The sequence below is a fragment of the Psychrobacter sp. CAL346-MNA-CIBAN-0220 genome (assembly GCF_040309805.1).
Classification (GTDB): domain Bacteria; phylum Pseudomonadota; class Gammaproteobacteria; order Pseudomonadales; family Moraxellaceae; genus Psychrobacter.
This window is the reverse complement of record NZ_JBEOPF010000001.1, coordinates 610,219-633,513: the sequence shown is the minus strand read 5'-3', so window position 1 is coordinate 633,513 and position 23,295 is coordinate 610,219. Positions and strand designations below refer to the sequence as shown.

Sequence of the window (23,295 nt, the reverse complement as noted above, 5' to 3'; positions counted from 1 at the left end):
AATGCGGCGTCATCACTCCCGACTGCCAAAATTACAAATAATACTTAAAATAAGGAGCGTACCGTGGCAATGCCTGAACGTGGCGGAATTCTTACCTGTCATATTGAAAATATCGCAACGTTATACGCCAGCTATTTATCCTTTGTAAATAATGGCGCATTATTTATTCCTTCAAACCAAATTCATCAGCTGGGTGATGAGGTGTTTATTGCTGTTACTTTACCCTCTTCTAGTGAACGTTTGCCAATGAACGGTAAGGTAGTCTGGATTAACTATAAAGCCCAAGTTAATCGTCCGGCAGGTTTTGCCGTACAAATTGGGACAGATGTGGTCGGACAAAAAATAAACAGTGAAATTGAACGCTTACTAGCAGGTAAAACTGACAGTCAACAAGCCACTTATACTATGTAGTTTGATGACTTTAAATGTTGGCCGGCCCAATTAATCTGTTTAAGCAAAAAATAGATAATAGCTACTAACAACGACTAATAGCGTGGTGGTACATACATATCATTAGGAATGGGCTCACGATAATATTCATCATCACGCTTACGTTCAGGTAGCTCTACTTCTTCTCTCGGTACTTCGCTATAAGGTATTTGTTCTAGCAGATGAGCAATACAGTTTAAACGGGCGCGTTTTTTACTATTGCCTTCAACTACCCACCACGGTGCTTCAGGGATATGAGTTCGCTCAAACATAGTTTCTTTGGCTTTGGTATAATCTTCCCAGCGCCGCCGCGATTGTAAGTCCATTGGTGAGAGCTTCCATTGTTTAAGAGGGTCATGAATCCGGCTCATAAAGCGGGAGTGCTGCTCATCATCGGTAATTGAAAACCAGTACTTTACTAAGCGAATACCAGATCGGACTAACATGCGCTCAAACTCAGGCACTGATTGAAAGAATTCCTCATATTGGATGTCCGTACAAAACCCCATTACGCGCTCAACACCCACGCGGTTATACCAGCTCCTATCAAACAATACAATCTCACCAGCTGCTGGCAGGTGTGCCACGTAGCGTTGAAAATACCATTGTGATTGTTCGCGTTCAGTAGGCGCAGGTAATGCGGCTACTCGACAGACGCGCGGGTTTAGACGCTGAGTGATACGTTTGATGGCGCCTCCTTTACCAGCAGAGTCGCGACCTTCGAATATCACCACGATACGCTCTCCGCGGTCGACTACCCAATCTTGGAGTTTAATCAGCTCCCGTTGTAAACGTACCAGCTCTTGAAAATAAGTCTGACGATCAAGCTTTTCTTGTTCGGTCATTTCACGGCCATCAAAGCGAAAGTCGCGCATATAATCGTCTACTTCGTTTTCAAGCTCTTCATCATAGGTATCAATTAAATCTTGATGCATTTTACGCCGTAGCTCATCATCAAAAATCTCTTTATCCATACGCTCAATGAAGTTGCTTTGTTCAGGCGCACTCATCTCGCTACATTCTTGTGGAGTTAAAGAGTTGTGATTAATCGCTGAAGGTATCTTGGCCATACTAAACTCCTGATTAATAAAATAAAGTTTATTTATTCCTTTTAAGCTTACTGTAGCATATCTAAGCATCCTACTAAGAACAGGTCACGCTTTACTGACTTAGTATTCATGTGTCTATTTTATTATTATAATCGTAATCAGCAACCAAAAAAATACCCTCTAATCGACGGATTAAAAGGCATTTTTACAATCAAACCAACTATAACTTAAATGCTCTTATTTCTCCAAGATGCAAGTAACACCTTGGCCACCGGCAGCACAAATAGAAATGAGTGCACGACCTGAACCTTTTTGATCCAGCAATTTAGCAGCAGTGGCTAAGATACGACCGCCGGTTGCCGCAAAAGGATGTCCAGCCGCTAGCGATGAACCGTTAACGTTAAGTTTGCTACGATCAATAGACCCTAATGGCGAGTCAAGACCTAGACGCTCTGTACAGAAGTTTTCATCTTCCCATGCGCTTAGCGTTGAGAGAACTTGGGAGGCAAAGGCTTCATGAATCTCATAAAAATCGAAGTCTTGTAAGCTCAGGCCAGCACGCTCAAGCATACGCGGTACGGCATAAGCCGGTGCCATAAGCAGGCCTTCTTTGTCGCCAGCTTTACCGATAAAGTCAACCGCCGCCGTCTCTTGATGCACAATATAAGCCAAGGGTTTAAGTCCGCGAGCTTGTGCCCACTCATCATTAGCGAGTAATACGCAAGATGCTCCGTCCGTCAGCGGGGTAGAGTTCGCTGCTGTCATGGTTGGATTGGCGTTATTTTTACCAAATACTGGTTTTAATTTACCCAGCTTTTCAAGAGTAGAATCTGGACGTAAGTTATTATCGCGGGTCAGGCCTTTATATGGAGTAATGAGATCATCAAAGAAACCTTCATCATAGGCGCGCGCCAGATTTTTATGGCTATTAAAGGCTAGCTCATCTTGATCTTCACGGCTAATATTCCATTCAAGCGCCGTAATTGCTTGATGGTCACCCATAGATAGACCCGTACGAGGCTCACCATTTTGCGGAGAATCTACTAAGTCTTTTGGATCGAAACTTGTTAGGGCTTGTAGACGCTGCTTCATATTTTTAGCAGCCCCTAGTTTTAACAACACTTTGCGTAGACCATCGCCGATAGCAATAGGCGCATCTGAAGTAGTATCGACACCGCCAGTAATGGCTGAATCAATAATACCTAGGGCGATTTTATTGGCAGAGGCAAACGTGGCTTGTAGTCCGGTACCGCAAGCTTGCGTAATATCATAAGTTGGGGTGTGTGGATCTAAGGCAGTATTAAGCGCGGCTTCACGAGTTAGATTTATGTCGCGGCTCAGCTTCATTACTGCACCAGCCACGACTTCGCCCATCCGCTCATCTTGCAAGTTATAGCGTTCAATTAAACCATTAAGTGCGGCCGTTAGCATATCTATATTGCTGGCATCAGCATAGGGACCGTTAGAGCGCGCAAATGGAATGCGGTTGCCACCTAAAATAGCAACGCGATGTTGACCTGAGATTAACTTTGTGGTGCTATTTTTTTTCTTTTTAGGCGTAGAACGTGGCTTAGCTGCTACAGTAGTATCAAACTCTTTGTCTTTTTTATCGTTAGTAGATTTGTCATCAGTTTTCTGATTATCTTTTTCTTTATCAGCATTATTCTTGCTGTTAGCTTTAGTATCTTTTTCATCAGTGTTGCTTCTTTCATTATTACCTTTTTTATCATTACTGCTCTTTTCAGTACTGTCCTTGCCTTCAGTCTCATCGGCATTAGTATCAGCAGCTGCGGTCGTAGCAAAAATATCAAGATCATCAGCTTCTTTAAGTTCATTGGACTCAGTAATCAAATCTTCTCTAAGCTTGGCTTTTTTCTGGGCTTGACTCTCTTCAGAATCATCATCTACTAAATTACCATCAGCATCAATAATATCGGTTGCTTTTTTGAACTCAGCAATTGAAGCATAATGCGGGCTATTGTCTTCATCGCTGTGTTGAGAGCGATTTTGCGCGTCAGTATGATCAGTGATAACATTATCTTTTTTGACGACTGTAGTCTCAACAATGGGGCTGTTCTTTTTATTACTCATAAAATTGTCCTTAAGGAAAGTCGAAGTAACTGTATTAAAAATTGTGATTAGTAAAATCTGTTATTAATATATAAGACCTTAGCTGCCTATCATAATAATTTTTTGCAGTGTTATTGTATGTCTTTAGCAAGTCAAGTAACGGTTATTGAACCTTAACCAAGTAGGAAATTTGATAAATCCTGGTTAGGTAAACAGATAGATAAACCGCTAATTTTTGTTCCTATGGTCTTGCTTAAAGAGTCATTTGATAATATATTGTTATCAATTTTTTTATAAATCATAACTTATAATATTAATTTTAGCATAAGCAGGTGTTGCTTAAATAGAGTAAAGGTAACCGTTGTATAGACTGCTAGGTTTACAGATTTTGGTAGAAATTATTGGCTTTTGGACTTGTTTGGGTCAGGCGTGTATAGTTGTGGCAGTTTAGTAGCCAAGATTTATGCAAACATTGATTTTGTATATCTGTATAAGACTTAGATAGAGAACATGAGGTAATCGCCTTATCAAGGACGTTTTTTACCGTACTATCTTTTAAAATATTGTTTTTCATAGTCCTATATTTAACGTATATCGAGGGCTTTTTATATTGAGGTCTGTGTCGATATACTTACTAAATACTTATAATTATAGTCAGCACAAGCCTTATAATAGCTTATAACCTAGTTTGTTAGCTGATTTGACTGGCTTTATTAGGTCCAATTAAACCAACTTATTTTAAAAAACAACTTATACTTTTAATTTTATACCCACATTTCAGGAGCATATTATGTCAGACCGTTATGGTGATTTTGTTCAATCTTCTATTGGTAAAAAAGTTGCAAAAAACCTAGGGCTGCCATTGCCAGTAACGCTTGACCGTTTTGAAAGTGGTCAACGTTTGGTGCGTGGTAGTGTATTGGTTGGTTCAGCCACTGGTGATGACACGCGAGTAAGCACATCAGTCGCGCGTATTTTATCAGAGCTGCATGCCGAGGTGTTCGTCAATAGTAGTGACCCTATAAGAGATGCGCTTGCTGATGCGGGCATAGAAGCTAAAGCCAATACGGGTGACGACGATAAATTCAAAGTATTATTATTTGATGCCAGTAATATCAGTAACGCTGACGAGCTTAAGCAAGTTTATGAATTTTTTCACCTGGTCGCGCGCCGTGTAGAGAAGTCGGGTCGGGTTATTATTATTGGTCGTCCACCAGAATCCATTAATGATATCGACACCGCTTTGGCTCAGCGTGCGCTTGAAGGGTTTGTAAGGTCTGTCGGTAAAGAGTTTAAACGTGGCGTCACCGCACAATTGGTCTATGTGGCAGAAGGCTCTGAGCAGAATCTTGATTCAACGCTACGCTTCTTTACCTCAGCGCGTTCAGCTTATGTCTCAGGACAAGTAGTACGTGTCGATAAAGGCAACGCTATTGAGGTAGATTGGACGCAGCCACTAGGCGGAAAAACGATGCTGGTCACTGGCGCAAGCCGCGGTATTGGTGAAGCGATTGCCCGAGTATTAGCCCGTGAAGGGGCGCATGTGATTTGTCTTGATGTACCGCAGCAACAAGCGGACTTACAAAAAGTCGCGAGCGAAATTAGTGGCTCAACCCTGATGGTCGATATCACTAGTGATGATGCCGGTGCAGAAATTGCAGATGCTGCTGAAAAACGGGGTGGTCTTGATGGTATTATCCATAACGCTGGCGTGACCCGTGATAAAACCCTAGCAAAAATGGACGAGCAAAAATGGGACATGGTACTCAATATTAATTTGGCCAGTATCGCCAAGCTTAACCGCTACCTGCTTGATAGTGATGTGCTTAAAGATGATGCGCGCATTGTTTGCGTCTCGTCAATCTCTGGTATCGCAGGCAACCTTGGACAAACCAACTATGCCACGTCTAAAGCAGGTGTCATTGGTTTGGTCGATGCCACCGCCAAACAGCTAGAAGACAATGCCAAAGGCATGACTATTAATGCAGTTGCCCCAGGTTTCATCGAAACCCAAATGACCGAAGCAATTCCATTCGCCATTCGTGAAGCCGGTCGTCGTATGAATTCTATGAGCCAAGGCGGCTTGCCCGTTGATGTAGCAGAAACGATTGCTTGGCTTGCGTCTCCTGCGTCTGGTGGCTTAAACGGTAATACCGTACGTGTTTGTGGTCAAAGCTTACTTGGGGCCTAGCTCTAGTCTGGCATATAGTTTTGATATATTTAAAATAGTCAATCTATGCCAGCTCAGGGTGATGACTGCAGATAGTAAACTTTGGTGTGGTCATCATACCTGCTTATTAAACAGCTGATTTTATTGATTATTTATAAGTTAGCTCACAAATGCTTACGAAAAAATTACTAATTAATTGTAATAAAGCTGCCCATGGGTGGCTTTTTTATGATAAAAACACAGGACTAATAACGTAAGAAGTACTGTAAGGTATAATTAGCGATACCGGCTACTTGTTAAGTATCTTTTTATCGATAATTTGATTCATCACTCAAAAAGTATTATCATTTTTGTAGCCACTTATTTAGTATCTTATTCAATAAATTATGTCACTACTAATGGTGCAAAAAATTACGGTAGAACAATCAACCCTTTCGCTTAATAAATGCTTTAAAAAAATTTGCTCTAGCCCCACCTAGGATTAATTTATGTCAGACAAACACTATGATGCGTTGCCAAAAGCGCATACCACCTACGCCAATATTATCAAAAGTTTATTGCCTATCGGTGATAACCCTAAAGTCGGCAAAGATGAGTTGCCGCAAGCGACCTATTATGTGGACGATCTGCACATCGATCAGGGCAATCTTAAAGACTATCGTAAGATTTGTGGCTTTACTGATACTGGCAAGCTACCTATTACTTATCCTGCGGTGTTGTCACAAGCCTTGCAAATGAATATGATGGTTAAAGAGCCATTTCCCTTTGCGATGTTAGGTCTGGTGCACGTGGACAATAGCGTTACTCAGTATCGTCCTATTGGTGAGCGTGAGACGATCGCCATGTCCGTGACCTTCGATAATCTTCGTGATCATGCCCAAGGTCAGCAGTTTGATTTCGTCACCATCGTGAAATCACAGGACGATATCATTTGGGAAGGTACCTCGACTTATTTGGCGCGTGGCAAAAAACCTGACAGCAGTGCCAATGTTAAAAGCACACCGCGTCCGGTTACTGTTAAGCCGATGGTTGATGAAAAAGGGGTACATAAGGTTTTTGAGGTGCCTGAAGATATCGGTCGTCGTTATGCCTTCGTATCAGGAGATTTCAATTTGATCCATCTACATCCTCTGTCAGCACGGGCATTTGGGTTTCCAAAAGCCATTGCTCATGGCATGTGGTCTAAGGCCAAATGTTTAGCGATGATGGGTGAGTTGCCTGATGCTTGTACCGCTGAGGTATCCTTTAAGTTGCCTATCTTTTTGCCATCAGAAGTAGAGCTTATTGCTGAGCCGATCGCAAAACTTAAAAACATTGATGACAGCTGCCACTTTGGTTTATATAGTGCGAAAAACGATAAACCGCATCTTGCCGGTTTGGTGAAGCGGGTTACTGAAGATGAATAAGTAGCAAAGATATCTAATTTAACATTGACGATTAACTAATAAATTTATGACCATGACCCAACATAATACTATGCACACTCAAGCCGATCTTTCTAAGTCAATTGATGGTACTGTTACTAATAATGTAACTGATCAGCAACCTAGCGCAGCGGACAATGGCGTTAATCTGGCTGCCGCTTTAGCGCCCTATTTTCGTCCTGATGAGCAGACCATTGTCTGCGGTGCACTTGATGAGGACAAAGTCGCAGCTTTAGCAAATGCTGGGGTTGAGCTGGTCATTAACTTACAGCCTGACGATGAGCTAAGCTTTGATGAAGCTTCAGCGGTCAAGCAAGCAGGTATGTATTATGAGCAGTTACCGATAAGTGGTATAGACGATTTAAAACAATTAAAGATATTAGCGTTTGATAAAATATTGCGCCAATATCATGGTAAAAAAATCGCTATGCATTGTAAGTCCGGTAATCATGCAGGAGCAGCGATTGCCCTACGTGCAGGCTGGCTACGTGGTCGCAAGATGGAAACTGCTATGGAACGTGGACGCAGTCATGGTCTAACGACAATGCTTGAGCAAGAAGTGCATAATCGCTTATTAGTCCCACGCTAAAGAAGTTATTATGTTGCTATATTGAACCATAAAAATATTGAATCACAAAAGCGGTTTGTTAAAGCAAGTATCTCACTTAAAAAAGGCGACCTTTGGGTGGCCTTTTTTAATATCAGCAAAGCCTAATATTAAGGCTTTCACTGGCCTGCCTAGTATCAATATTAACGATAGTCAGTAGCAGAACAATAAAAAAGAGGCAAACAATCATGACAGACAGTAGTATCACTAATTATCACAACAATAATATTGCCATCAATACGCCGCTTCAGCAACTTATGCAGCAGTTATTGACTGATCTACAATTAGATGACGCGCCAGCTGGTGGGTCTTTAGTGGTTTATCAGGCCGGAAAATGTATTGCACAGGCAAGTATCGGTATGGCTCAGTTAGAATCGCCCTGGCAGCCAAATACCCTGTCACTGAATTTTTCGACCGGTAAAGGCATACTGGCAACGCTAGTACATGTCTTGGTCGCAAAGCAGTTGCTTGATTATGATGTACCCATTGCGAGCTATTGGCCAGCCTTTGCTGCTAATGGCAAAGCGGATATTACCCTACGCGCAGTAATGTCGCATCAAGCGGATTTGTTTGCTATTACCACTCTTGATGCTGACAGCGAGACGCTACTTGATTGGGATGCTATGTTGGCAAAAGTTGCCGCTATGCCAACAGCACCACCTGATGCGTCTGAGGCTTATGTCAGTGAATCGTATGTCAGTGGCTCATATGTCAGTGCTTATAGCGCACTGGTTTATGGCTGGATATTAGGCGGCTTAATAGAAGCGGTCACCAATATGTCGCTTGCAGCAGCATTACGATATTACTTAACTGACCCCTTAGGTATTGCTGATAGCTGTTATTTTGGCGTACCTGCTGATAAAGTAAATAATGTCGCTAAGTTGGTTAAAAACTTTAAAGCGGCAGAGCAAGACCACTCACAGCTGCGAACTCGCCGCCATAAACCGGTTTTAAAAACGGATTCAATGGATACGCTAGATACATATGCACAGCTACCCAGCTATAAATGTTGGCAACAGCACGCTGCTGAGACTGGGCTTGCCCCTGTGAATGCTCGTCTCAATGCGACTCAAATCAATCGTTTATACTTCGATCACAGTATCCTTAATCTCAGAAATTATAAAGCGGCTTTGATTCCGGCTAATAAGCAGCCTATCGATTATTATGATCAACGTACCATGCAAGCAGCTATTCCAGCAGCGAACGGGGTGGCTTCAGCACAGGCGCTTGCCACTATTTATGCCATGCTAGCAAATGGTGGTGAGTGGCAAGGTCAGACGCTAATTGATAGCGCCACGTTCAATCAACTGTCCACACCGCAAGGGATTGGTATCGATGCGGTGATGCCGACAAGTATGGACTGGCGCTTGGGTTATCACCGTCTGTTTTCACTTTGTGCCGACAGCATGCAAAATAAAGCAGTGGCCAGCACTGAGCAAGGTTTTGGGCATATGGGCTATAATGGCTCAGTAGCTTGGTGCGATCCTGCGCGCCAGCTGTCATTTGCCTTTGTCCATAATTTCGATGTCACCATGCTTAATGATATTCGCCAGTTTGCGCTGACCGAAGCAGTGCTAGGTTTGATTGATAGAGAAAGTTAGAGCAGGTTATGCTTAACTACCTAGGTTAATCGTGTTATTTGTTTGGCGTTATTTTTAGCAAGCTTGGTGCACTTAAACCATGTATAAATATAGAAGCCAAAATCACGATAGAACATACTACCCACAATTTAATCGCATCCTCTTCGCCAAAAAATCCTTGATTGAGTGCATAAGATAAATAATACAAAGTCCCAATACCGCGTATACCTAGCGCGGATATGGCATATTTTTCTGTGCGGTGCATATCCAATCCCGATAGTGCAATTATACCGCCAATAGGACGTATAAATAATAAGAATATAAAACTAACAATATATACTCGCCACGTTAGCTCGACTCCAGATTGTAAGCCTTGACCAATAAACATGCCGAAAGTTACTAGTACTAATGACATCAGCAGCCCTTCTGACTGTTCAGCGAAGTCATGCAATTTTTGATGGTAAGTGTGTTCACACTCCGAACGGCGAAACGCGAAAGCGGCGACAAAAACTGCAATAAACCCATAACTGTGCACATACTCGGCTAATCCATAAGCCAGCAATGTTAGGGCAATGACCACATAACCCTGAGAAATAGTCGTTTCGCGCATGTGCTTTGAAAAAATTATTTTGGCTAATATTTTACCAACACCCACCCCAACCACCAAACCTGCACCAATTTTCCATAGCACATCATGGGTAAACCACGACCATAGCATCTCACCGGTGAAACGCTGACCTCCGCCATAAGCTTCTGCTATTTTAATAGCCAAATAAACAAAGGGAAAAGCCAAACCATCATTCAACCCTGCCTCTGAGGTTAAGGTAAAGCGCGGCGTATCTTCACCGCCCGTATTAGGGGGTCCTACTTGAATACTAGCGGCCAATACTGGATCAGTAGGCGCAAGTACTGCACCAAGTAAAATTGCGGCACCCATACTTAATCCAAACGCGTAATAGCCCAAAAAAGCCATCGCAAAAATGCCGATCGGCATAGTAATAAGTAATAGACGTACGGTAGGACGCCATAATTGCCAAGTGAGGGGCGTATCAATCTTGATGCCGGCACCGACTAGAGAAACTAGCACTACAATTTCGGTGAGCTTTTCAATAATTAAGCCATTATCTAATGGATCTAAAAACGATAAGGTCGTCCACCAGTAACCCATCATCATCCCAAAACTCACCTGTAGCATAGGCAAAGAAATAGGTGCGCGCTTAAACATAATAGGGAATAACGCCCCAAATAAGAAAGCGATACCGCAGACCAGTAAGAATAAATTATAGTTTTCAATCATAAGGTTTGTGCATATGGGAGTGTTAGTTTTAATAGCGAATAAGTGTTTAAAATTGACGGTTATAAAATTGATTATCAACTGATAACCAGCCACTTATCATGACGATAAAGTTAGAGAACTTCCGCAAAAAAACGTTATCAGAAAGACAACTACGTTGTTTTTTGGTGAAAAAAAAGCCTGCTCAAGGCAGACTTCTTATTTATTTAGCATTTGGATCCAATAAAATGACCGTTATAACAGAATTATCCTAACGTTCGACTTGGGTCACATCACGCACTGCACCGGTATCAGCGCTGGTAGTCATAGCGGCATAGGCACGTAGAGCAGGTGATACATGACGCTGGCGATGGGTAGGTTTCCAAGCATCACGTCCGCGACTTTCCATTTCTTCGCGGCGCGCGGCTATGTCAGCATCACTAACTTGCATGTTGATGGTACGGTTAGGAATGTCGATATGGATAGTATCGCCTTCTTGAACCAAACCAATCGCGCCGCCTTCAGCCGCTTCAGGGCTAGAATGACCAATGGATAAACCTGACGTGCCACCAGAGAAACGACCATCAGTGAATAGCGCGCAGGCTTTACCTAAGCCTTTAGCCTTCAGATACGTAGTTGGGTAGAGCATTTCTTGCATACCGGGACCGCCTTTGGGGCCTTCGTAGCGGATAAGAACCACGTCACCGGCCACGATACTATTGGCTAACACGGCGGTTACCGCGTCATCTTGGGACTCAAAGATGCGCGCACGTCCGGTGAAGACTAAGATGCTTTCATCGACACCGGCAGTTTTGACCACACAGCCACGCTCCGCGATATTACCGTAAAGGACGGCAAGACCGCCATCTGCGGTATAAGCATGCTGGGCACTACGAATACAGCCTGACTCACGGTTGACATCGAGGTTTGACCATTCTTTTGATTGTGAGAAGGCCTCAGTGGTACGTACGCCACCTGGTGCTGCGATATATCTTGCGCGCGCCTCGGTATTGTCAGGATTCATAATATCCCATTTATCAATGGCGGCTTTCAACGTTGGACTATGGACAGTCGGCAAATCAGTTTTGAGCAAGCCGATCCGGTCAAGCTCAGCTAACAGCGCAAATACACCGCCAGCACGATGCACATCTTCCATATGATACTTTTGCGAGGCAGGGGCAACCTTAGCCAGACAAGGTACATTGCGACTTAAACGGTCAATATCAGGCATTTTGAAGTCGACTTCCGCTTCGTTAGCGGCTGCAAGCAAATGCAAAATGGTATTGGTCGAGCCGCCCATAGTGATATCTAAGGTCATTGCATTTTCAAAGGCTGCTTTAGTAGCGATTGAGCGCGGTAGGACTGAATCATCATCTTGCTCATAGCGACGTTTGGCAAGGGATACAATAGTGCGCCCCGCTTCTAAGAACAGCTCACGACGTAAGGAGTGAGTTGCCAACAGCGAGCCATTACCCGGTAATGCCAATCCTAATGCTTCGGTCAAGCAGTTCATAGAGTTGGCAGTGAACATACCGGAGCATGACCCACAAGTGGGACAAGCTGAGACTTCAATAGCGGCGACATCTTCATCACTAATGCTCTCATCTGCTGCATCCATCATCGCATCAACAAGGTCAAGCTTACGAATAGTACTGCCGTTACTGTCTTCATTGTTATGGCTTTTACCGACCGTACTGGCTAAGATTTTTCCCGCTTCCATTGGGCCGCCTGAGATAAAGATAGTAGGAATATTAAGACGCATAGCCGCCATCAACATACCCGGAGTAATTTTATCGCAGTTCGAAATACAAACTAAGGCATCTGCGCAGTGGGCATTGACCATATATTCAACAGAGTCGGCAATCAAGTCACGACTGGGCAAGGAGTACAGCATGCCGCTGTGCCCCATCGCAATGCCGTCATCGACCGCAATAGTATTAAACTCTTTCGCAATACCACCAACACTCTCAATCTCGCGCGCGACCAGTTGTCCTAAGTCTTTAAGATGCACATGACCGGGCACAAACTGGGTGAATGAGTTAGCAATCGCAATAATAGGTTTGCCAAAGTCACCATCAGTCATGCCTGTGGCGCGCCATAGTGCTCGCGCACCTGCCATATTACGACCGCCGGTAGAGGTTTTTGAGAGATAATCCATACAATGTTCCTTACAATTAGGCGAGGTGTATTAAAAACTTCACTTTCAGATGTGACATAGTGTATTTTTATGAGTGATAGTGTGCTTTTTATAGAGAGTGAGTACTAGTGAATAATACTAAGTCGTTACCATACCATTAGCTATAGATAACTGAAAATAATCAGCCGGTAACCATAAAGCATTTAAGCATAAAACCCTACTCAAGACGTTCTAAAATCGCTGTTTCAAACCAAGGCAGCTCGGCTTTATCAGCTTCTAGTTTGGCAATGACCACTAATGCATGAGTCGCTGGCAGGAACTGATAATCAGAGCTGGGCTCAATAGTAAATAGGGGCTCATCGCCTTCGGCTTGTTCATTAATACTGATTAGCGTCTGTTTGTCATTTTTGTACAGCACATCAATACGACCAAAAAACTGCCAATCTTTAAAAGCAGCAGTGACCGCTTCAGTAGCGCTTTTGGTATAAAGCTGCTGGGTACTTTTGCCAGTATTGGTCCAATGTAGACGTACTGCTAATTGCAATGCTTCGCTAAACACTACCAATGAGCCGATAACTTTTACATGCCAAGGGCTTGCCAATAAGTCGCCTGTAATGCCAATAAGCTTGGCAGCAGCTTCAGCAGTCATCGGGGTATTAAATTGTGCGAGTAATGCTGGCGTTAACGGATGCACCTGTTTAATGGCATCGTCTAAGCTATCATAGTGATATAAAAATAGCATCGGTAATTCTTGGGTCACCGTTTTTTTGCTTATTTTACAATTATGAATACGCCAGCTAATAGCCGTATCTGTCAATGTCTGTGCCAATATAATAGCGTTGGGGTCGATAGTTTTGCTATTGCCGAGAGTAGACTCTTGCGGCTCACTACTAGAGGTAGCCGTTTCTATAGCATGAGGTGGTTCTATATAAGTGTCAGTATTTTCTAATAATTGAGTGGGCAAGGCGGTCGATTCCATAAACTTAAAGTTAACAAAACGTGTGATTAATATAACATTTAATAGAGCATATTCGCTAATAAATCGGTGCGCTCAAAATATGAGCATGGTTATTGATAATATGAGATTAATTATTTGTAGTATTTGAATAAAAATTTTTAATAGTCAACTTACTTCGCTGTCTCAGCAACTTGTACTGTCAGCGGATTTCGTCCACTATATTGTAGACAACGTAACTACCAGCCACAACTATCAAGCCCTATTATCAAAAACCTAAATTAACAAAAACCCAAGGAATAAAATAATGAGTCAAGCCAATCAACAAATCACTTATGATGATAACAACATTTTTGCCAAAATGTTAAAGGGCGAAATTCCTTATCATAAGGTTTATGAAGACGATAAAACCCTCGCTTTTATGGATATTATGCCGCAAGCAGAAGGTCATGTACTGGTAATACCCAAGCAAAAAGCGATTGATTTGGGCGAGCTTAAGCCCGAGTATGCGGCGGCGGTATTAATGACGGCCAAAAAAATCATGCAAGCGCAGCGCCAAGTGTTTGAGCGTGAAGGCATTATTCAGATGCAGTTTAATGGCGCGCAGGCGGGACAGACGGTCTTTCATTATCACGTACATCTGATTCCTGCTAGCATCCATGAGCTTGGTCGTCATGCAGCGACTGAAGCTGACCATGAAAAACTTGCTAATAGGGCCAAACAACTCGCTGCTGTGATTGCTGCTTAACTATACATTGTTTGGTCTATTAATCACTTCAACTATAAACATGATGATTGATTTTTATTGATATTTAGATTTGAAGTCATTATTTTTTAAATCGATAAAAAGGCAGCTTGCAAGTTGCTTTTTTTATCGCTTAGTAATAGTGCTGTAATGATCGTTAAAATAATGTTACAAAAATTTAGTATTCCTAGGGTTTATAGAGAATTTGTGGTAAACCTTGCTTTTATTTAGGCAGTTACTATTCTTTGATTGCTTTATTCTTTGATTTTTCCTGTTTTTAAGATTAGATTTTTGTGCTGTGGCTAAGGTGCGCCTATTTTTTCTGAGGAGATCTTTGGTAAGAGAGCGTTTTAAGAATAATCGCTTTTGTGAGACTTTTAAGAGACCGCTTTTATGAAGAATAAATTACCTCGCTCTACTATTTTATTGCCGGTATTTGTGCCAGCAGCTGTCATCATGTTGTTATTAGTGATTGGCACCGCTATTAATCCTGAAGCTGCTGGCGAATTATTTAGTGCCGTGCTGAATTTTACCACCAATACTTTTGGCTGGTTCTATATGCTGGCAGTGGCACTGTTTTTGATGTTTATTATTGCGTTGGCATTTTCGCCTTATGGCAGTATTAAATTAGGTCCCGACCATGCCGAGGCTGAATATAAGTTTCTCGAATGGTTTGCCATGCTGTTTTCGGCAGGTTACGGGATAGCCTTGCTGTTTTTCGGGGTCGCCGAGCCGGTAATGCATTTTGCCAATCCGCCACTCTCTAATCCACAGACTATTGAGGCCGCCAAAGAAGCAATGCAAATTGCTTATTTCCATTGGGGCTTTCACATTTGGGCCATTTACGGGGTAGTAGGGTTGTCGCTGGCATATTTCGCTTTTCGTCATGGCTTACCGCTATCGATACGCTCGACGTTATATCCGTTAATCGGTGATAAAATATATGGCCCTATTGGACATACAGTTGATGTGTTTGCGATTGTAGGCACCATGTTTGGTATCGCTACCAGTTTAGGGCTGTCAGTATCGCAAATTAATGCCGGTTTAAACTATCTATTACCAGACCTAATTCCCGTTAATACCACGGTTCAGGTCATCGCTATTGCCTTGATTACGGCAGCGGCTCTGGTGTCGGTGCTAGCAGGGATGGATAAAGGCGTGAAGCGCTTGTCTATCTTGAACATGGTACTAGCCACGGCGCTGATGGTTTTTGTGTTTATCGTCGGTCCGACCATATTTATTCTTAATGCTTTTATGGAAAATACCGGCAGTTATTTGGGTAATATTGTTGAGCGTACCTTTAGTTTGCAGGCTTATCAAACCAGCGATTGGATGGGCAATTGGACATTATTTATCTTTGCATGGACGATTGCATGGGCGCCATTTGTTGGTCTGTTTATTGCTAAAATTAGCCGTGGTCGTACCATTCGTGAGTTCGTATTAGGGGTGATGTTGGTACCAACCCTATTTACTTTCTTTTGGTTTTCGGTATTCGGCGATACCGCCCTGCATATGATTATGGTAGATGGATACACCTCATTAATCGCTGATGTACAAGATAACCAAGCGATTGCGTTATTTAAACTATTAGAAAAACTACCCTTTACTGAGTTTGTCTCCTCATTAACCATTTTATTAATTATTACTTTTTTTGTGACGTCATCAGATTCAGGTTCACTGGTCATTGATTCGTTGGCCGCTGGTGGTCGTAGTGATACGCCATGGTGGCAGCGGACGTTTTGGGTAGTGACCGAAGGGGCGGTGGCATCAGTGTTATTGCTTGCTGGTGGCCTGACGGCATTGCAAACAGCTGCTATTGTTAGTGCCTTACCTTTTGCGATTATTATATTAATCTCGATGTTTGGGATGTGGCGTGCGTTACGGATCGAGGGACATCGTAACCAGAGCCTCGGCAATGATAATAGAATACCGCCGCATCTACTTAAACCCTCAGCATGGCGCGAGCGTATTGATTACATGACCGATAAGCCCACTCGTGACAAGGTCTTAAGCTATATCAAAGAGGTAATTATGCCCTCAATGATAGAAGTGTCGACTAAGTTTGCAGAAACCGGCTGGACGACTCATGTCAATTACGATGCGGTCAATAATCGCGCCGTCCTTGAGCTACAACGTGGTGATGATGTCGAGTTTTGGTATGAGGTGCGTTTATCTGAGCATAATGCACCAGATTACTACACGGAGGATAAGGCTGATGAATTGCCACAAGAGCATCATCATCGTGCTGAAGTCTATTTACGCCGTGGTGGTCAAACCTATGATTTATACGGCTATGAGTCCGTGTCAGTGATCAATGACATTATTGATCAGTTTGAGAAGTATTTACACTTCATAAATATCTCACCAGATACTTTACCGTGGCGTATGCAAGAGCATGATGATGATATTACGTTAGAGCAGGGTAGTGTGTTCGATAAATAAATATAGCCAATATTCAGTAAAATAGATAAGCATATGGTTTCTTATAGCTGGTAAAATTTTTTCTAGCTTGCTGTGTGACTACGTCACTCCAGAGGTTTCGAAAATTTCTTCCAGCCATACTACATCTTTTCTAAATTAGCGTAAATATATCAAGGTTAAAACTTGCAATATACGTACGAATGCTTAGAATAACGGCTTGTTTTCATTGCAAATCAAGCCGTTTTTTATGTCTATAGATATTTCAAATACTTCTGTTTCGCAAGCCAAAAATAATAGTGACCACCCTTTATTGCAGCCGCTAAAAATTGGCGGGTTGACAGTCGAAAACCGCCTCATCGTTGCCCCGATGGCAGGGGTTACCGACAATCCATTTCGAAAGTTATGCAAATCGTTTGGCGCCGGTCATGCCGTTAGTGAAATGATTATCGCTGATACGGCGCTTTATGCCCGTAAAAAGTCTTTATATCGCGCTAATTTCGATGGCGAGATAGCGCCTATTTCAGCACAAATAGCGGGCGCTGATCCGGATAAACTTGCTGAAGCTGCTCGTTATCAAATTGATAATGGCGCGCAGATCATCGATATTAATATGGGCTGCCCAGCTAAAAAGGTCTGTCGTAAGCTAGCAGGTTCAGCACTACTACAAGATGAAGATTTGGTCGCGCGGCTGCTTGATGCCGCGGTGAATGCCGTAGATGCGCCGGTGACTTTAAAGACGCGCTTGGGTTATGAGAATGGGCGGGAGAATATTCTACGTATTGCGCGTCGTGCTGAACAAGCGGGTATTGCTGCCATTGCCATTCATGGGCGCACCCGTGAGGATATGTATACGGGCGAGGCACGCTATGAGCTGATACGCGAAGTTAAGGACAGTATCAGTATTCCAGTGATTGCCAATGGTGATATTGACAGCCCGCAAAAAGCCCAGCGCGTTTATGAACTGACCGGTTGTGATGCGGTGATGATAGGACGCGCGGCCCAAGGTCAACCGTGGCTATTTCGTGATATTAGACATTTTCTGCAGACGGGTGAGATGCTAGATGCACCCAGTGTCAGCGAAATTAAAGAGATTGTGCTGACTCATCTACAAGAGCTCTACGACTTTTATGGAGAGTATTCTGGCTGCCGAATTGCTCGTAAGCATATTGCCTGGTATACCACTGGCATTCCTAATTCTAATGCTTTTCGGCAAGCAATGTATGGTGAAGAGAGTACCACCAGTCAATTTAAGGCAGTTGAGACATTTTTGACGGCTCACACCCAATAAGAAGTAAGGGGAATCGTTACTATTGAAGTCTTACGGCATTAGCGCTGTTAAAAGTGACTATGGGCAGTTCAAAATAAAAGAGAGTCGTTCATATCAACGTGCTACTGGTATGAATTTTTCTTGCTTGCTGGTCGCACGCGTGCTTCGAGCCTGCAAAAAATTTATACCAGCACGGTATTGTTTTTAAATTGGATCAACTATATATCAAAAGTTACTATATTAAGAGTGATTGATGGGGGTCTCGGGAGAGTTTTTCTCTGGTGTTGTCGTCTTTCGTTGCCATGGAAAGTGGCCTTCTAACTCCACCTGTAATGACAAGCTTAAGAATGTGCGAATTAGGACGATAAAGCCTAATACTAACACGCTGCGTAGCGTAGGTTCTGTAACGACGGTTGCTATAATATCAGCGGCGATTAAGACCTCAAGCCCCAATAAAATAGATTTTCCAACTGCTTGTCTAATTTCGATATAAGTGTCGTGAGTGAAGTTATTTATTGAAAAAATAGCTTTATAAGAGGCAAAAAGCAAGCCTAAAACCATAATAAGCACGCCAATAAATTCGATGACTTTGGCAATCGAGTCAATATATTGAGTTAGAAGTTGTATCAAAAATCCGTCCTTATCATTAACTAAGCTTGACTGGGCAAAGCAGAAGTATCACTTGAGTTTATGATGACTGACTAACCAAATACCCGCCACAAAATCCAAAATAGGCCTGCCATAATAACGGCAATTACCAAAAGGCGCTTGGCCCAGGAAGGTACGAGCCGTTTTTTATAACCCAAATCATTAAGCTGGCTATCAACCCCACGTTGCAGGCTTTTAAAACTTTGTTCTTTTGGAGTGGTCTTGACCCGATTTTTTATCAGGCGATCAGAGTCGTCTTCAATTTGCTCTCTATCAAAACTAAGCGCTTCGTTTGGAATACCTTGTTTACTAGCGATAGTGTTCAGCTTTTGCTGCTGCTTGATTTTAAGCTCAGTCTCATAGGCATCAATACGGTCTTTGGCTGCCTCCATACTGATATTCTCATCAGCAGCTAAGGTTTTGATCGCCATCACTAGATTGTTTTTTTCGACCATCATAATGACCGCTTTTGGCAGCTTGGTACTGACAGGTTTCTTGCTAGGATCAGAATTAAACATGGTTATCCTTTATTATTATTATTGATGTTGTCTGCTGGTATCAACACGCTTATTGGTAAGGCGATCTATTATACAACCTTATAGCTAGAATTTATAATGAGGCCGTTAAGCTAAAACTTAACTTAGGCATCAGTTTGATAATAATCTATTAAAGGAGCCTTTAGTAAACAACCTGGGACTCCGTTATCTACAGACGGGCGTGTATGTTTATTCACCTTTGCCAAATCGTAGCAGTAAAATAAGTGAATGTACTAATTAATGATACGCTGTAGCAAAATTAGCGCAAAAAAATACCACAGCCATCTTGATGACTGCGGCAAATTTATTCAAGATTACTTTTTAGTTATCATGAAACATCGGTTTATAAAATAGGAGGGATAACTTATAGATCTTTCCAGCGTTGAATAGACTCTTTAATGACCTCTTTGGCTTCTGACACATCACCCCATGATTCGACCACAGTAGTGCCTTTTTTCTTCAAGTCTTTATAGTGGCTGAAGTGAAAATGTAATTGCTCAACTAGCTGTTTTGGTAAATCCTCTAAACTATTATAAGCGTTGCCATTGTTACGGTCATCGGCTGGTACCACCACGATTTTATCATCGACTTCACCGTCATCAACGAATTTCATGACGCCGATGACTTTGGCTTTTAAGAAAATGCCAGTGGTTAAAGGGTGCTCAGTGATGATTAATGCATCAAGCTCATCGCCATCTTCATCAAGGGTTTGCGGGATAAAACCATAGTTGCAAGGCTTAGCAAAAATCTGCGGATCAACACGGTCAAGCTCAAATACGGCCAATTCACGATTCCACTCGATTTTATGGCTGCTACCAGTTGGAATCTCAACGACTACATTAATGATGCCGCCGTCGACGTCGCCTGCGTCTAAGATTTTATTAAAGTCTGCCATGGAACACTCCTAGTTTATTTTGTTATCAATATATAATTTAAGGGATAGGTAAGGATATGCGTATAAATATCATTAGCCATTTATCGTATGGGCTATATAAAAATTATGTCAGCGTGGCAATATGATTGCTGCGCCTAATTTGTACCATCTGCGAGTATAACAAGTTTGGTTTCATTTTTCTCGTTATGCTTAAGTCCAAGCAGGCAAGATATTATGCAAAATAAGACTCAGCCCATCAAGTTAATAATCATTGAGCGACCTGGGCGGATATAAGCGTTAGGATTAAATAGCGGTTTCAAAAACAGCTATTTCGACGCTATCGGGCGCAACGTGATTGACCCAGCATGACGCTGAGCAATATTATCAATCAGTTTTTGAGTGACTTGCTCGTAGCTCAAAGCCACGCGCATTTGCTCATCTGTTGGATCTTGCATTGCCACGAAGTCTGCTAGCCGTAGCATTTGCATACCTGCATAGCCGCAAGGATTGATGGCGTTGAAGGCAGATAAATCACAATTCAAATTCAGAGCAATGCCATGATAACTAAAGCCATGTTTAATCTTAAAGCCTAATGAAGCAATTTTACCCAACATGATAGCGTCGTCAGCGGGTGCGTTAGAAGTGGCATCGTCATCAAGGCTGTCAGTATTATTAAGGTTGTTAGCATTATCATAGGCATTGTCGGATAAAGAGTTATCCGCGTACAAATACACCCCTGGAGCATCACGGCGGGCATGAGCGCTAATGGTAGTAATGGCATTTGTAGTGGGGTTTATACGATTACTAATAGCCATTTTTGTTGATTTTGAGGTCTGACTTGCTACGCAATCATTGACGACATCTTCGATGGCTTGCTCTGCGTGCGAGACTAAATTGCGCACGCTCCAACCGAGACTATGTAAGTCAAATAACCAATAAATGACCAGTTGGCCGTGCCCGTGCCAGGTTACTTGTCCACCGCGATCGGTCTTAATAATGGGCGTATCCGTACGTTGCAGAATATGCTCTTCTTTGCCTGCTTGCCCAAGAGTGTAAACATCATTATGGTCGACAATCCATAACTCATCAGGGGTACGCAATCCTTGATCTTTTTTTAAAGCGATGCGCTCAAGGCTGCGCTTTAGCATAGCATCATGGGTAGGATTATAGTCGGCGCTACTAAAGACTTTACTGATGAGAGTATCACTAATGTGTTGAGTCATGAGTGTAGTATCTTCTTATTTTATCTAGGTGTGGGATAGAGCATATTTAATAATAAGTGAAGCCGTTATCTTGACACTATCGAGTGTAGCAGTTTTTAATATGACCCCCAAATTTAAATTAACGCATCATGAAAAACCAATACTCAATAAAAAAACATAATAGAGGAATGACTAAAAGGTTGGTTAAAAATCATTTTATACAAACCTACCAGTGTGCCAAACGTGCTTTTCATTCGCCAACCAATACGCTACATTAAATATCAATGATGAGATAACTTTCCCGTTTTAACATTCAAGCGTTACTACTGACGCCTTATAATAAACACAGCATTTTGACTAAATGATAGCGCATATGACAAGGAAGACACATGACCGACCATGACCAAACTAAAAGTAGCACTGATTCTACACTTAGTACGATTACTACCCCTGAGCAGCTGCAAGCACAGTTTTCGCGATTACAAGTGCTAAGCCGTACCCAGCCTATACTTGATTGGGCAACTCGTGAAACCCAATTAGATAATTTAGAGGCGCTACTTAGCGATAATCAAACCAGTCTAGCAAAAGCTATCAGTGCAGACTTTAGCCATCGTAGTGTGTCAGAAACCCAATTTGCAGAATTGTTTCCAAGCTTTACTGGTATCAGCCATGCCAAGAAACAGGGTAAAAATTGGATGAAAACACGCCGTGTATCGATCTCAGCGTTATATCTACCTGCTCATAATGAGATTCAGCCGCAGCCATTGGGCGTGGTCGGTATCATGGTGCCATGGAATTATCCACTGTATTTGGCGATAGGTCCGATGATTGATGCCTTAACTGCTGGTAATCGGATCATGGTTAAGATGAGTGAGGCCGCACCGCAGTTTGCCCAAGCCTTTGCCAAGGCCATCGCACATTACTTTTCGTCTGACATGGTTTGTGTGGTGCTGGGTGAAGTGGATATTGCCGAAGCGTTTAGTAAATTACCTTTCGATCATCTACTCTATACCGGCTCTACTGCCGTTGGCAAAAAAGTAATGGCTGCTGCAGCACCAAATTTAACGCCGGTCACTCTTGAGCTTGGTGGTAAGTCACCGGTCATTGTAACGGCTGATACCAATCTTGAAAGTATGGTCAATCGGGTCATGATGGGCAAAACGCTAAACGCTGGTCAGACCTGTATCGCCCCTGACTATGTACTTATTCCACGCCAATATCATCCGCGTTTTATTAGCTTAGCGAAAGAATGGATGCAAAATCATTATCCCAATATCCATGATAATGCAGATTATACTCATATTATTAATAATCAACAGTTTAAGCGAGTACAAGGTTACCTGCAAGAATTGCCAAACGCTAGTGTGCATCAGCTAACTGATGTTGAGGCGAATCCTGAAACTCGTTTGATGCCGCCCGTTATTGTCACTGAGCCCGCACCTGACAGCGCTTTGATGCAAAACGAGATTTTTGCACCGATTTTGCCCTTGATGCACTATGAGACTCTCGACGATGCCATTTATTTTGTCAATGCGCGTCCGCGTCCATTAGCATTATATGTGTTTGGTAATAATGATCGACATATTGAACAAGTACGCACGCATACGGTATCAGGCGGCGTCTGTGTCAATGAAGTCATTATCCATGTGGCACAGCACGATCTACCGTTTGGCGGTGTGGGCCATTCAGGTATCGGCGCGTATCACGGAAAAGCAGGATTTGAGCGTCTAAGTCATATGAAACCAGTCTTCGTGCAAGCCAAAATTAACGGCATGAACTTACTGTTGCCACCTTATGGCGAGTTATTTAGAAAAGGCATGGCGCTATTGTTAAAGTAAGTCTTATTGAATGGTTATGATTTTACGGTAAATAGCGTCTATTAAAATAGGCGCTATATTTTTATAAAAG

The 23,295-nt window shown here is 42.5% G+C and carries 18 protein-coding genes; 9 read left to right on the top strand and 9 right to left on the bottom strand.

Annotated elements, in window-relative coordinates; all coding sequences use genetic code 11:
* The first annotated feature begins 69 nt into the window (after positions 1-69).
* Complete coding sequence (locus AAEY88_RS02455) at positions 70-411, top strand: PilZ domain-containing protein (RefSeq protein ID WP_350560419.1); 342 nt, start codon at positions 70-72, stop codon at positions 409-411.
* Between the two features lie 74 nt (positions 412-485).
* On the opposite strand, the gene ppk2 is transcribed toward AAEY88_RS02455, so the two are convergent.
* Together ppk2 and AAEY88_RS02445 are read right to left on the bottom strand one after the other, a co-directional pair.
* Entirely contained in the window at positions 486-1,499 is a 1,014-nt protein-coding gene (gene ppk2, locus AAEY88_RS02450) for a polyphosphate kinase 2 (protein ID WP_350558554.1), read from the bottom strand.
* Positions 1,500-1,715: 216 nt separating this feature from the next.
* Positions 1,716-3,569 (bottom strand): acetyl-CoA C-acetyltransferase, encoded by a 1,854-nt coding sequence (locus AAEY88_RS02445; RefSeq protein WP_350558551.1) that lies wholly within the window; start codon positions 3,567-3,569, stop codon positions 1,716-1,718.
* Positions 3,570-4,338: 769 nt separating this feature from the next.
* Here AAEY88_RS02445 and AAEY88_RS02440 point away from each other — a divergent pair.
* The 4 genes from AAEY88_RS02440 (at position 4,339) to AAEY88_RS02425 (ending at position 9,350) form a co-directional block, all read left to right on the top strand.
* Positions 4,339-5,739, top strand: coding sequence for a 3-oxoacyl-ACP reductase (locus AAEY88_RS02440; protein WP_350558549.1), 1,401 nt, complete (start codon positions 4,339-4,341; stop codon positions 5,737-5,739).
* Positions 5,740-6,206: 467 nt separating this feature from the next.
* Complete coding sequence (locus AAEY88_RS02435; protein ID WP_350558546.1) at positions 6,207-7,124, top strand: MaoC/PaaZ C-terminal domain-containing protein; 918 nt, start codon at positions 6,207-6,209, stop codon at positions 7,122-7,124.
* A 52-nt stretch (positions 7,125-7,176) separates the two neighbouring features.
* Positions 7,177-7,731 (top strand): beta-lactamase hydrolase domain-containing protein, encoded by a 555-nt coding sequence (locus AAEY88_RS02430; RefSeq protein ID WP_350558543.1) that lies wholly within the window; start codon positions 7,177-7,179, stop codon positions 7,729-7,731.
* A 206-nt stretch (positions 7,732-7,937) separates the two neighbouring features.
* Complete coding sequence (locus AAEY88_RS02425; RefSeq protein ID WP_350558540.1) at positions 7,938-9,350, top strand: serine hydrolase; 1,413 nt, start codon at positions 7,938-7,940, stop codon at positions 9,348-9,350.
* 34 nt (positions 9,351-9,384) lie between these two features.
* Here AAEY88_RS02425 and AAEY88_RS02420 read toward each other — a convergent pair whose 3' ends face one another.
* The 3 genes from AAEY88_RS02420 to AAEY88_RS02410 all read right to left on the bottom strand — a co-directional run bounded on the left by AAEY88_RS02420 (position 9,385) and on the right by AAEY88_RS02410 (position 13,703).
* A complete protein-coding gene (locus AAEY88_RS02420) occupies positions 9,385-10,626 on the bottom strand; it encodes a cation:proton antiporter (RefSeq protein WP_350558537.1) in 1,242 nt (413 codons plus the stop codon).
* Positions 10,627-10,873: 247 nt separating this feature from the next.
* On the bottom strand, positions 10,874-12,760 hold the full coding sequence (ilvD, locus tag AAEY88_RS02415) for a dihydroxy-acid dehydratase (protein WP_350558534.1): 1,887 nt from the start codon (positions 12,758-12,760) through the stop codon (positions 10,874-10,876).
* A gap of 196 nt (positions 12,761-12,956) precedes the next feature.
* Positions 12,957-13,703 (bottom strand): hypothetical protein, encoded by a 747-nt coding sequence (locus AAEY88_RS02410; RefSeq protein ID WP_350558531.1) that lies wholly within the window; start codon positions 13,701-13,703, stop codon positions 12,957-12,959.
* A 298-nt stretch (positions 13,704-14,001) separates the two neighbouring features.
* On the opposite strand from AAEY88_RS02410, the gene AAEY88_RS02405 reads away from it, so the two are divergent.
* The 3 genes from AAEY88_RS02405 to dusB all read left to right on the top strand — a co-directional run bounded on the left by AAEY88_RS02405 (position 14,002) and on the right by dusB (position 18,148).
* A complete protein-coding gene (locus AAEY88_RS02405) occupies positions 14,002-14,442 on the top strand; it encodes an HIT family protein (RefSeq protein ID WP_350558528.1) in 441 nt (146 codons plus the stop codon).
* Between the two features lie 390 nt (positions 14,443-14,832).
* Positions 14,833-16,881: a BCCT family transporter gene (locus AAEY88_RS02400; protein WP_350558525.1), complete on the top strand. Its 2,049-nt coding sequence runs from the start codon at positions 14,833-14,835 to the stop codon at positions 16,879-16,881.
* 226 nt (positions 16,882-17,107) lie between these two features.
* A complete protein-coding gene (gene dusB, locus AAEY88_RS02395) occupies positions 17,108-18,148 on the top strand; it encodes a tRNA dihydrouridine synthase DusB (protein ID WP_350558522.1) in 1,041 nt (346 codons plus the stop codon).
* Positions 18,149-18,367: 219 nt separating this feature from the next.
* Here dusB and AAEY88_RS02390 read toward each other — a convergent pair whose 3' ends face one another.
* The 4 genes from AAEY88_RS02390 to AAEY88_RS02375 form a co-directional block, all read right to left on the bottom strand.
* A complete protein-coding gene (locus AAEY88_RS02390) occupies positions 18,368-18,757 on the bottom strand; it encodes a DUF1622 domain-containing protein (protein WP_350558519.1) in 390 nt (129 codons plus the stop codon).
* A gap of 71 nt (positions 18,758-18,828) precedes the next feature.
* Positions 18,829-19,293, bottom strand: a complete 465-nt coding sequence (locus tag AAEY88_RS02385; protein WP_350558516.1) for a hypothetical protein — start codon at positions 19,291-19,293, stop codon at positions 18,829-18,831.
* A 382-nt stretch (positions 19,294-19,675) separates the two neighbouring features.
* A complete protein-coding gene (locus AAEY88_RS02380) occupies positions 19,676-20,206 on the bottom strand; it encodes an inorganic diphosphatase (protein WP_350558513.1) in 531 nt (176 codons plus the stop codon).
* Between the two features lie 305 nt (positions 20,207-20,511).
* Positions 20,512-21,408 carry a lipoyl protein ligase domain-containing protein gene (locus AAEY88_RS02375; RefSeq protein ID WP_350558510.1) on the bottom strand — a complete coding sequence of 299 codons (897 nt, stop codon included), beginning with the start codon at positions 21,406-21,408 and terminating at the stop codon, positions 20,512-20,514.
* A gap of 368 nt (positions 21,409-21,776) precedes the next feature.
* Here AAEY88_RS02375 and AAEY88_RS02370 point away from each other — a divergent pair, with 368 nt between their 5' ends.
* Positions 21,777-23,225 (top strand): coniferyl aldehyde dehydrogenase, encoded by a 1,449-nt coding sequence (locus AAEY88_RS02370; RefSeq protein ID WP_350558507.1) that lies wholly within the window; start codon positions 21,777-21,779, stop codon positions 23,223-23,225.
* Positions 23,226-23,295: the final 70 nt, after the last annotated feature.